Consider the following 12,326-nt stretch of genomic DNA (forward strand, 5'->3'; position numbering starts at 1 on the left):
TTTTGTGGGGGGGGGGGGGGGGGGGGGGCCCCTCGCTTCCGCGACGACCCTATCCGCCGTCGCGCCCCAGCGCCACGACGATCGCGAACTCCTCCGCCGTGACCGGCTGGACGGAGAGGCGGCTCTTGTTGTTGACGGGCATCTTCTCCAGGCCTGGTGTGGAGGCGAGGACGCCGAGCGGCACCAGGGCCGGGAACCTCTCCTGGAAGGCGATGTCGACCATGAACCAGCGCGGGTCTTCGTCGCTCGCCTTGGGGTCGAAGTAGTCGCTCTTGGGGTCGCGGGCGGTGGGGTCCGGGTAGCCCTCGCGCACGACGGTGGCCAGGCCCGCCACGCCCGGCGGGTCGGCGTTGCTGTGGTAGAAGAGCACGCCGTCGCCGGGCTTCATGTCGTCGCGCATGAAGTTGCGGGCCTGGTAGTTCCGCACGCCGTTCCAGAACGTCTGCCCGTCCCGCCGCAGGTCGTCGATGGAGTACGCGCCCGGCTCGCTCTTCATCAACCAGAATCTCGCCATTCCGCCGTCTTTCGGTGAAGCCCGTGGAGCGCGCCCGCCGCGCCGCTCCGGCGGCACATCATGGCGCCGCCCTCCGTCCGGATCAAGGGGCAGACCTCTCCGTATCGACCCCGTCGATGATCAACGAGCCGTCGGCGGATACGCGCTTCGAGGGGTGCGAACTGGACGGTGTGGACGGCTATGCCTACGTTTGAAGCTGTTCCGGAAGCCGAGTTTGTGGCACATGTCTGGAAATATGCGTCTGCGTAGCGGCCCGAAGGTGGCGCGGATTCGCCGGGCGGCATACGTTCCGTTCACACTCCCGTCCCACGCTATGAAACGAACCGGCACTCCCGATCTTGGAGACCCGCATGAAGACCGTACGCCTCGTTCTTGCCGCAGCAGCCGTGGCCGCACTCGCGGCCTGTAACGCCACCCCCACCGCGCCGTCGGCCGTGCGGAGCGGCGCCGCCCGCGACGCGGGCAGCGTAGCCCCGTCCGTGTCGGACACCACGAGCCTGGACCTGGGCCAGCTCGGCTCGGGCAACGTGATCCAGCCGGCCTCGAACTAGCCCGCGTCACCCGCCCTGCCGCCGCGTCCCGGCGGCAGGGCGCGCGGATTCGGCCAGCGGCGCGCACGCCCGTCCCCGGCCGCCGTCCGTCCGGCATCTTCCGCATCCCCCGCCGTGCTCCGGCGCGCTCACCCGGTTTCCGGGCGGGCCGCCGGCGCGGCGGGGGTGTTCGCATCTCCCGCGGGTGCGTTATCTTTCCCGCCTCATCGTGCCGCCTGCCCCCGGCCCCGCATCTCCCGCCCGCACCGTTCCGCATCGTCCAGATGACCGCCAGCACCGCCCTGCGCGACGCGTGGATCACGCGCCCCACGCCGAAGCCCAACGCCCATTTCCGCCTGCTGTGCATCCCGCACGCGGGCGGCGGCGCGTCCGCGTTCCGCGGGTGGGGCGACGCGATGCCGCCGCAGGTGGAAGTGTGCCCGGTGCAGCAGCCCGGCCGCGAGCAGCGCATGGGCGAGCCGCCCATCGACCGCGTGGAGCCGCTGGTGCGGCAGCTGGCAGATGCGGTGCTCGCCGGGCCGGACCTGCCGTTCGCGGTGTTCGGCCACAGCAACGGCGCGCTCATCGGCTTCGAGCTCGCGCGCGAGCTGCGGCGCAGGGGCGAGCACGGGCCGGTGCAGCTCTTCGCCTCGGGCCGCCGCGCGCCGGACGTGCAGTCGACGCGCCCCGTCGTGTACGACAAGCCGGACGACGAGTTCATCGCCGAGCTGCGCGAGCTGGGCGGCACGCCGCAGGAGGTGCTGGAGCACCCGGAGCTGATGCGCATCCTCCTCCCGCTTCTCCGCGCGGACGTGGCGCTCAACGAGACGTACGTCTATCGCGACGAGCCGCCGCTGGAGTGCCCGATCACGGCATACGGCGGGCTGGCGGACCTGAAGGCCACGCGCGAGGAGACCGACGCCTGGCGCCGGCACACCGCGGCGGTGTTCACCGCGCGCTACTTCCCCGGCGACCACTTCTTCGTCTTCTCCCACCGCGACCTGGTGCTGCGGACGCTCGCGCAGGACCTGCACGACCTGCTCGTCCGCGGCGGCGGGTACTGACCCTCGGGAACGGTCCGCCGCCGTTCGCCCCCTGTCGGCAAAGGATTGCGCGGACTCCCGCGCCGCGGCCCGGCCCTTTTCTGCTGCCGTTGCCGCGTAACTCCGCGGCACTGCTCGCACGTTGCAGCGGAAGGATCCGCGAGCGGCACAGCCTACTACATTTTCAGACTATTTTGTTTTAGATTTGGGGCCCGCCGTGCCTGCCCGGACACTGCTCCAAAGGAGCGGATCAGCGGCAGGCCGGCTGTCCGTCTTCTCCCGTCCCGGTCTCGGTCGTAGTTCGGCCGACGCGACCTCGCGGACCGTCGCCGGCCGGAGGGCGGGAGATGCGGACCGGCGGGAAGCGGGACGGCAGGACGACGATGTGACCCGCGGAGCGCCGCGGGAGCAGGGACCACCCCGAAGTGATCAAGGCGGATGAGCGACCTTCTGAAGCGGCTGGCCGAGCTGTCCCCCGAGAAGCGGCGCCTGCTGGAGCTGCGCCTGCAGATGGCGAAGACCGAGGCCGCGGGCCCGGCCATGCGCCCGCGTGCACGTGAAGGCAACACCTTCCCGCTCTCGTTCGCGCAGCAGCGCCTGTGGCTGGTGGACGAGCTGGAGCCGGGCAGCGGGTCGTACAACATCCCCCTCCCGGTCCGCATGCGCGGCCCCCTGCGCGCGGACGCTCTGGAGCGCACGCTAGACGCGCTGCGCGAGCGGCACGAGTCGCTGCGCACCACCCTCGCGGCCACCGGCGGCGAGCCGGTGCAGGTCGTCCATCCCCACGCCCACACGCCGCTCCCGGTCGTCGACCTCTCCGCGCTGCCGGCGGAGGAGCGCGACGCACGCGCGGCGGCGCTGCTGCACGACGACGCGAACACCGGGTTCGACCTGCGCGAGGGGCCGCTCTTCCGCGCGTCGCTGCTCCGCCTCGGCGCGGAAGACCACCTGCTGCTGCTCAACATGCACCACATCGTCAGCGACGGGTGGAGCATGGGGGTGCTCACGCGCGAGCTGGGCGAGCTGTACGCCGCGTTCGCCGAGGGGCGGCCCAACCCGCTGGCGCCGCTGCCGGTTCAGTACGCCGACTTCGCGCTCTGGCAGCGCGAGCACCTGCGCGGCGAGGTGCTGGAGCGCGACCTGGCGTTCTGGCGCGAGCGGCTGGCCGGCGCGCCGCCCGTGCTGGAGCTGCCGACGGACCGCGCGCGCCCGTCGGTGGAGAGCCACCGCGGGGCCACGTACCACTTCGGCCTCTCGCCGGAGCTCACGGGCCGCATCCGCGACCTGGTGCGCGAGGAGGGCTCCACGCTCTTCGCCACGCTGCTGGGCGGGCTCAAGGCGGTGCTGGGCCGCCACGCGGGGCAGGACGACGTGGTGGTCGGCACCCCCGTCGCCAACCGGTCGCGCGCGCAGATCGAGGGGCTGATCGGCTTCTTCGTGAACACGCTGGCGCTGCGGACGGACCTGTCCGGCGACCCCACGTTCCGCGAGCTGGTGCGGCGCGAGAAGGAGGGCGCGCTGAGCGCCTTCTCGCACCAGGACCTGCCGTTCGAGCGGGTGGTGGAGGAGCTGAAGGTGGAGCGCGACCTGAGCCGGAACCCCGTGTTCCAGGCCGTCTTCGTGCTCCAGAACGCGCCGGGCGACGAGCTGGACCTGGCCGGCGTGCACATCGAGCCGGAGCCGTTCGAGTACGTGGCGGCCAAGTTCGACCTCACGCTCACCATGCAGGAGACGGCGGAGGGCGGCGTGGCCGGGGCGATGGAGTACGCCACCGACCTCTTCGACCCGTCCACCGTCGAGCGGCTGACGGAGCACTTCGTCCGCCTGCTCGACGCGGCCACGGCGGATCCCGACCGGCGGCTCTCCGAGCTGGCGATGCTGGGCGAGGACGAGCGCGAGCGCGTGGTCCGCGGCTGGAACGCGACGGAGTCCGACTATCCCCGCGACAGCCACATCGCCGCCGTTTTCGCGGAAACCGCGGCTCTCCATGCGGATGCAGTCGCGCTGACGGCGGACGGCGAGGGGATGACGTACGCGGAGCTGGACGCGCGCTCCAGCCGGCTCGCCCGCCATCTCCAGGCAGCCGGCGTGGCCCCCGGCGGCCGCGTGGGGCTGTCGATGGAGCGCTCGGCGGACCTGATCGTCTCGCTGCTCGCCATCGTGAAGGCTGGCGGCGCGTACGTGCCGCTCGACCCCGCGTACCCGGCGGAACGCCTGGCGTGGATGCTGGAGGATTCCGCCGTCGCCGTCCTCATCGTCCCGGAGACGGTGCCCGAGGCGCTGTCGTCGTTCGCCGGCACCGTCGTCTCGCTCGCCAACGACCGCGGGCGCATCGACGCGCAGGACTCCGCATCTCCCGAAGTTGCCGTGCCGGCGGACTCGGCGGCGTACGTCGTCTACACCTCCGGCTCCACGGGCCGGCCCAAGGGCGTCGTGGTCCCGCACCGCGCGGTGCTGCGGCTGGTGCGCGGCAACGACTTCGCGCGGCTGGGGCCGGACGAGGTCTTCCTCCAGCTCGCCCCCGTGGCGTTCGACGCGTCGACGCTGGAAGTGTGGGGCCCGCTGCTGAACGGCTCGCGCATCGCCGTCTTCCCGCCGCACACGCCGTCGCTGGAGGAGCTGGGCGGCTTCCTGCTGCGCGAGGGCGTGACCACGGCGTGGCTGACGTCGGGCCTCTTCCACCAGATGGTGGACGGGAACCCGGAGGGCCTGGCCGGCGTGCGGCAGCTCATGACCGGCGGCGACGTCGTCTCCATCCCGCACGTGCGCCGGGCCATGCAGGCGCTGCCCGGCCTGCGCCTGTGCAACATGTACGGGCCCACCGAGAACACCACGTTCACCACCTTCCACGTCCTGGGCGCGGCCGACGTGGAGCGCGCGAGCCTGCCCATCGGCCGGCCCATCCGCAACACGCGCGTCTACGTGCTGGACACGGCGATGCGGCCCGTCCCGGTGGGCGTGCCCGGCGAGCTGTACATCGGCGGAGACGGGCTGGCGCACGGGTATCTCAACCGTCCCGAGCTGACGGCCGAGAAGTTCGTGGCCGACCCGTTTTCGGCTTCGGGAGATGCGCGGCTGTACCGCAGCGGCGACCGCGTGCGCTGGCTGGAGGACGGCACGCTCGAGTTCCTGGGCCGCATCGACGAGCAGGTGAAGATCCGCGGCTTCCGCATCGAGCTGGGCGAGGTGGAGGCGGCCCTGTGCGCCCACCCCGGCGTGCGCGAGGCGTCGGTCATCGCCCGCGAGGACGGGCCCGGCGGCAAGCGCCTCGTGGCCTACGTCGTGCCCTCGACCGACGAGGCGCGCGCGCCCGGCGCCCTGCGCGCGTTCGTGCAGCGTAGCCTGCCGGACTACATGGTGCCCAGCGCCTTCGTGGCGATGGACGCGCTGCCGCTCACCGCGAACGGCAAGGTGGACCGCCGCGCGCTGCCCGCGCCCGACGGCGCCGTGGCCGAGGACGACGTGGTCGCCCCGCGTGGGCCGGTGGAGGAGATGCTGGCCGGCGTGTGGGCCGAGGTGCTGCGCGCGGACCGGGTGAGCGCCACCGCCAACTTCTTCGAGATGGGCGGCCACTCGCTGCTGGCCACGCAGGTCGTGTCCCGCATCCGCCAGGTCTTCCGCGTGGAGCTGCCGCTGCGCGCGCTGTTCGAGGCGCCCACGGTCCGCGACCTGGCGCTGCGCGTGGAGCAGGCGCGGGCGAGCGGCGAAGAGGACGTGCCGCCCATCGTGGCCGAGCCGCGCGAGGGCGCGGTGCCGCTGTCGTTCTCGCAGGAGCGGCTCTGGTTCCTGGACCAGCTGGAGCCCGGCGGCAGCGTGTACAACATGCCGCTGGTGATCGACCTGGCCGGACCGGTGGACGTGCCCGCGCTTGAGAGCGCGCTGGGCGACGTGGTGCGCCGCCATGAGGCGCTGCGCAGCACCTTCGCGGAGGTGGGCGGGCAGCCGGTGCAGATGATCTCGCCGGCAGACGTCTTCCACCTCCCGGTCGTGCCGCTGGACGGCATCCCCGACGTCTACCGCGAGGGCGAGGTCGAAAGGCTGGTCTCGGAGGAAGCGCGCCTGCCGTTCGACCTGGAGCGCGGGCCGCTCGTCCGCGCCCGCCTGCTGCGGGTGGAGGACGAGAAGCACGTGCTGCTGCTGACGATGCACCACATCGTCTCCGACGGCTGGTCGCTGGGCATCATCTTCCGGGAGATGACGGCGCTGTACGCGGCGCGGCTGGCCGGGGAAGATGCGCATCTCCCGCCCCCGGCCGTGCAGTACGGCGACTTCGCCGTCTGGCAGCGGCGCCACGTGGCGGGCGAGCGGCTGGAGCGGCAGATCGGCTACTGGCGCGAGCGGCTGAAGGGTGCGCCGGCCACGCTGGAGCTGCCCACGGACCATCCGCGGCCGCCCACGCAGAGCTTCCGCGGCGACGTGCACACCTTCGCGATCCCGGCCGAGCTGGCCGCGCAGGTGCGCGAGCTGAGTCGCCGCGAGGGCGCCACGCTGTTCATGACGCTGCTGGCCGCCTTCCAGGTCCTGCTCGCCCGCTACGCGCGGCAGACGGACGTGGTGGTCGGCTCGCCCATCGCCGGGCGCAACCGGGCGGAGGTGGAAGGGCTCGTCGGCTTCTTCGTCAACACGCTGGCCCTGCGCGGCGACCTTTCCGCCGACCCCGGCTTCCGCGACCTCGTGGCGCAGGCGCGGGAGACGACGCTGGGCGCGTACACGCACCAGGACCTGCCGTTCGAGAAGCTGGTGGAAGAGGTGGGCGTGGAGCGCAGCCAGAGCTACACGCCGATCTTCCAGGTGATGTTCGCCCTCCAGAACGCCCCCGCGGGCGAGCTGGAGCTGTCCGGCGTGCATCTCTCCCCCCGCCGGGTGGACCGCGGCACGTCCAAGTTCGACCTGACGCTGGACTTGCAGGAGGCCGGCGACGAGATCCTGGCAACCTTCGAGTACGCCCTGGACCTGTTCGACCCCGCGACCATCGAGCGGATGGGCGGGCACTTCCGCACGCTCCTCGGCGGCCTCGTCGCCGAGCCGGACCGCCCGGTCTCCACCGTCGAGATCCTTTCGGACGATGAAGAGCGGCTGGTGGTGCACGGCTGGAACGGGCAGACGCGCCGTGCGGACTACCGGCGCGACGTGACGATGCACGGCCTGTTCGAGGCGCAGGCGGAGCGCACGCCCGACGCGGCCGCCGTCGTCTTCGCGGACGAGACGCTGACGTACGCGGAGCTGAACGACCGCGCCAACCGCCTCGCGCACTACCTCCGCCGCCGCGGCGTGGGGCCGGAGGTGCGCGTCGGCATCCTGATGGAGCGCTCGGCCGAGCTGATCGTGGCGATGTACGGCGTGCTGAAGGCGGGCGCGGCGTACGTGCCGCTCGATCCGGCGTACCCGGCGGAGCGCGTGGCCTTCATGCTGGAGGACACGGCCGTCCCGGTGCTCATCACGCAGGAGCGCCTGGTCGCCAAGCTTCCGGAGACGGCGGCCGAGGTGCTGCCGCTGGACGCGAACTGGGAGACCGTGGCACGCGAGAGCGGCGAGAACCCGGAGCCGCTCGCGCTGCCGGAGAACCTGGCGTACCTCATCTACACCTCCGGCTCCACCGGCCGGCCCAAGGGCGTGCAGCTGGAGCACCGCGGCGCCGCCATCGTGCTCCAGTGGATGCGCGACGAGCTGTCGGACGACCTCCGCGCCTCCGTGCTGGCGTCCACCTCCGTCTGCTTCGACGTGTCGATCGCGGAGATCTTCGGGACGCTGAGCTGGGGCGGGAAGATCGTCGTCGTCAAGAACGCGCTGTCGCTCGCCAACCTGCCCGAGGGGCAGGAGGTGTTCATGGCGAGCATGGTGCCCAGCGCCGCGGCCGAGCTGCTGCGGATGCACGCGATCCCGGCCACGCTGCGCAGCATGAACCTGGGCGGCGAGCCGGTGAAGCCGTCGCTCTCGGCCGACCTGTACGGCACGGGCCACATCGAGCAGGTTATCAACCTGTACGGCCCGTCGGAAGACACGACGTACACGACGTACCTCGTCATCCCGCGCGGGACCTCGCGGATGACCGTGGGCCGTCCCGTCGCGAACACGCAGATCCACATCCTGGACCGGCACTTCCGCCCGTGCCCCGTGGGCGTGCCCGGCGAGCTGTACATCGGCGGGCACGGGGTGACGCGCGGCTACCACGCGCGGCCGGGGATGACGGCGGAGAAGTATCTCCCGAATCCTTACGGCGACACGCCGGGCGAGCGGATGTACCGCACGGGAGACCTGGCCCGGTATCTACCCGATGGAGAGATCGAGTATCTGGGACGTCTCGACCACCAGATCAAGATTCGCGGCCACCGCGTGGAGATCGGCGAGGTGGAGGCGGTGCTGGCCCAGTTCCCCGGGCTGGAGGAGAGCGCCGTCGTGGTCCGCGAGGACGCGCCGGGCGTCGCCCGCCTGGTCGCGTACTACGTGCCCGCTGGCGCCGCACCCACGGTGAGCGCGCTGCGCATGCACGTGCGCGAGCGGCTGCCGGAGTACATGGTGCCGGCCGCGTGGGTGCGCCTGGCGGCCATGCCGCACACGCCCAACGGCAAGGTGGACCGCCGCTCGCTCCCCGCGCCCGACGCGCCGGAGAGCGAGCACGCGTACGTGGCCCCGCGCACGCCGTCCGAGCAGGTGCTCGCCTCGGTGTGGGCCGAGGTGCTGGGGATGGAGAAGGTGGGGCTGCGCGATAGTTTCTTCGAGCTGGGCGGGCACTCGCTGCTCGCCACGCAGGTGATGTCGCGCATCCGCGAGGCCATGCAGGTGGAGCTGCCGCTACGCGCGCTGTTCGACGCGCCCACGGTGGAGGGGCTGGCCGAGCGCGTGGACGCCGCGCGCCGCGAGGCCCGCGGCCTGCCCGAGCTGCCCATCGTTCCCGTGCCGCGCGAGGGGGAGCTGCCGCTGTCGTTCGCGCAGGAGCGGCTGTGGTTCCTGGACCGCATGCAGGGCGGCAGCGCCGTCTACAACATGCCGTTCTCCGTGCACCTGGTCGGCGCGCTGGACGTGGACGCGCTGCGCGGCGCCCTCTCCGCCGTGGCGGAGCGGCACGAGACGCTGCGGACCACCTTCGGGCGCGGTGCCAGCGGCGCCGTGCAGGTCATCCATCCCCCGTCGGAGGTCGCCCTGCGGGTCGAGGACTTCACCGTCCTCCCCTCCACCGACCGCCACACGGCGGCGGAGCGCCTGTCCGACGAGGAGGCGTCGACGCCGTTCGACCTCGCGACCGGGCCGCTGCTGCGCGCCCGCCTGGTGAAGCTGGGCGACGAGGAGCACATGCTCGCGCTCACCATGCACCACATCGTCAGCGACGGGTGGAGCCTGGGCATCTTCTTCCGCGACCTGGTGGGGACCTACCGCGCCTTCGCGGACGGCGAGGGCTCTCCCCTCTCCCCGCTGGGCGTGCAGTACGCGGACTTCGCCGTGTGGCAGCGCAACTGGCTGCAGGGCGAGACGCTGGAGCGGCAGCTCGGCTACTGGCGCGACAAGCTGGCGGGCGTGCAGACGCTCGACCTCCCGACCGACCGGCCGCGTCCCGCCGTGCAGAGCCACCGCGGCGACCGCTACGCCTTCGGCATCTCGCAGGAGCTCGCGGCCGACCTGGAGGCGCTGAGCCGGCGCGAGGGCGTGACGCTGTTCATGACCCTGCTGACGGCGTTCAAGATCCTGCTCTTCCGCTACGCGGGGCAGGAGGACGTGGTGGTCGGCTCCCCCATCGCCGGGCGCAACCGCGCGGAGCTGGAGGAGATGGTGGGCTTCTTCGTGAACACGCTGGGGCTTCGGACGGACATGTCCGGCGACCCGGAGTTCGTGGAGCTGCTGCGCCGCGTTCGCGAGACCACCCTGGACGCTTACGCGCACCAGGACCTGCCGTTCGAGCGGCTGGTGGAGGAGATGAAGGTGGAGCGCAGCCTGGCGCGGCACCCCATCTTCCAGGTCTCGTTCTCCCTCCAGAACGCTCCCGTGGGCGCCCCGGAGACGCCCGGCCTGCGCATGCAGGTGGACGAGGGCGACAGCCACACCACCAAGTTCGACCTCACCCTGGGCCTCACCCAGGCGCAGGACGCGCTGTTCGGCGCCGTCGAGTATTCCACCGACCTGTTCGACAAGGCGACCATCGAGCGCATGACGGACCAGTACCGCGTGCTGCTCACCGGCATCGTCGCCGGGCCCAACCGGCGCCTCTCCGAGCTGCCGCGGCTGCTGGACGAGACGGAGCGCCACCGCGTGCTGGTGGAGTGGAACCGCACCGGCCACGACGTGCCGGCCGAGCCCGTCCACCGCCTCTTCGCCGCCCAGGCGCGGCGGACGCCGGACGCGACCGCGCTGGTCTTCGAGGGCGAGACGATCTCGTTCGCGGAGCTGGACGCGCGGGCGAACAAGCTCGCGCACTTCCTCATCCGGCGCGGCGTGGGGCTGGAGACGCGCGTGGCGCTGCACCTGGACCGCTCGCCGGCCATGGTGGTGGCGATGCTCGCCGTCTTCAAGGCAGGCGCGGCGTACGTGCCGCTCGACCCCGCCTACCCGGCCGATCGTCTCCAGTACATGCTGGAGGATGCGGACATCTCGCTCCTCCTCACCCACACCGCGCTGCGCGGCCAGCTCCCGGCGCACGCGGTCGGCACCGTCGCGCTCGATGCGGTGGCGGCCGAGATCGACGCGATGCCGTCGGACGATCCGTCGGTAGATGTCGATGCGGACACGCTCGCGTACGTCATCTACACGTCCGGATCGACAGGGCGGCCCAAGGGCGTGATGGTCACGCACCGCGGCATCCCCAACCTCACCGCCGCGCAGCGCGAGCTGTTCGACGTGCGGCCGGACGGGCGCGTGCTCCAGTTCGCCTCGTTCAGCTTCGACGCGGCGGTGTCCGAAGTCTTCTCCACGCTGCTGGCGGGCGCCGCGCTCGTCCTCGCCCCCCGCGCCAAGCTGATGCCCGGCGCGGGGTTGGAAAAGACGCTGCGCGACAACGCCGTCACCGGCGTCACGCTCCCGCCCTCCGTGCTGGCGGCGCTGCACGAGCGGGAGCTTCCCGCGCTGCGCACGGTGATCGCCGCGGGCGAGGCGTGCAGCGCGGAGATCGTGGCGCGCTGGGCGGACGGGCGGCGCTTCTGCAACGCGTACGGGCCGACCGAGACCACGGTGGGCGCCGCCATCGCGGTGTGCACGCCGGACTCGCGGCGGCCGCCCATCGGCCCTCCGCTATGGAACACGCGCGCTTTCGTGCTCGACACCGAGATGCTGCCGGTGTCCATCGGCGTGGCGGGCGAGCTGTACGTGGGCGGCACCGGCGTGGCGCGCGGCTACCACGGCCAGCCCGGCCTCACCGCCGAGCGCTTCGTGCCCGACCCGTTCTCGGGAGATGGCGCGCGGCTGTACCGCACGGGCGACCGCGTGCGCTGGCGGCGCGACGGCGAGATGGAGTTCCTGGGCCGCATGGACGAGCAGATCAAGATCCGCGGCTTCCGCATCGAGCCCGGCGAGGTGGAGTCGCTGCTCACCGCCTTCCCCGGCGTGCGCCACGCGCTGGTGATGGCGCGCGAGGACGTGCCCGGCAGCCCGCGCCTGGTGGCGTACGTGGCCGCTCCGGGAACGGACGCGCCCAGCCAGTCCAAGCTCCGCGCGCACCTCAAGGAGCGCATGCCGGACTACATGGTCCCCTCGGCCTTCATCGTCATGGACGACTTCCCGCTCAGCCCCAACGGCAAGGTGGACCGCCGCGCCCTGCCCGCGCCCGACGACGTGGGCGGCGATGGCTTCGTGGCGCCGCAGGGCGAGATGGAGCGTACCATCGCCGGCGTGTGGCAGGAGATGCTGCACCTCAAGTCGGTGGGCGTGAACGACAACTTCTTCGAGATCGGCGGCCACTCGCTGCTGCTCACGCAGATGCACGAGCGCCTGCGGGAGGTGCTTGGGCGCGACGTGTCGATGATCGACCTCTTCCAGTACCCGACCGTCAGCACCCTCGCCCAGCACCTCGCCCCCGCGGCGGACGGCGATGCGGCCGAGGTCCCGCAAGCCGGCAAGGACCGCGGCTCCGCCCGCCGCGCGATGCTCAAGCGCAAGCGGTAAGCGGGCGGACGTCGGGAGATGTGAAGTGGGCGATGGTGCCGATGGCGTGATATCGGCGCGGCGGCATCGCCTGGCGGTTGAAACCGCGGCAACGACTGCGCAAAGTCCGCCTTCGCGGACTTACCCCGGTGCTTCTTCGCGCGGGTAGCTTCG

The 12,326-nt window shown here is 72.3% G+C and carries 4 protein-coding genes; 3 read left to right on the forward strand and 1 reads right to left on the reverse strand.

All coding sequences use genetic code 11. The annotated features are described in order from the left end of the window. Positions 1–49 precede the first annotated feature (49 nt). Positions 50–496: an EVE domain-containing protein gene (locus VFE05_06175; GenBank protein ID HET6229651.1), complete on the reverse strand. Its 447-nt coding sequence runs from the start codon at positions 494–496 to the stop codon at positions 50–52. Positions 497–864: 368 nt separating this feature from the next. On the opposite strand from VFE05_06175, the gene VFE05_06180 reads away from it, so the two are divergent. The 3 genes from VFE05_06180 (at position 865) to VFE05_06190 (ending at position 12,173) form a co-directional block, all read left to right on the forward strand. Then, positions 865–1,065, forward strand: a complete 201-nt coding sequence (locus VFE05_06180) for a hypothetical protein (GenBank protein HET6229652.1) — start codon at positions 865–867, stop codon at positions 1,063–1,065. A gap of 263 nt (positions 1,066–1,328) precedes the next feature. Further along, on the forward strand, positions 1,329–2,108 hold the full coding sequence (locus VFE05_06185) for a thioesterase domain-containing protein (protein HET6229653.1): 780 nt from the start codon (positions 1,329–1,331) through the stop codon (positions 2,106–2,108). Positions 2,109–2,525: 417 nt separating this feature from the next. Next, on the forward strand, positions 2,526–12,173 hold the full coding sequence (locus VFE05_06190; GenBank protein ID HET6229654.1) for an amino acid adenylation domain-containing protein: 9,648 nt from the start codon (positions 2,526–2,528) through the stop codon (positions 12,171–12,173). Positions 12,174–12,326: the final 153 nt, after the last annotated feature.

It is taken from the genome of Longimicrobiaceae bacterium (genome assembly GCA_035696245.1).
Taxonomy (GTDB): Bacteria; Gemmatimonadota; Gemmatimonadetes; order Longimicrobiales; family Longimicrobiaceae; genus DASRQW01.

Coding starts and splice junctions, on each gene's coding strand:
- VFE05_06185 (HET6229653.1), top strand. CDS start 1,329: ATGACCGCCAGCACCGCCCTGCGCGACGCGTGGATCACGCGCCCCACG.
- VFE05_06180 (HET6229652.1), top strand. CDS start 865: ATGAAGACCGTACGCCTCGTTCTTGCCGCAGCAGCCGTGGCCGCACTC.
- VFE05_06190 (HET6229654.1), top strand. CDS start 2,526: ATGAGCGACCTTCTGAAGCGGCTGGCCGAGCTGTCCCCCGAGAAGCGG.
- VFE05_06175 (HET6229651.1), bottom strand. CDS start 496: ATGAAGAGCGAGCCGGGCGCGTACTCCATCGACGACCTGCGGCGGGAC.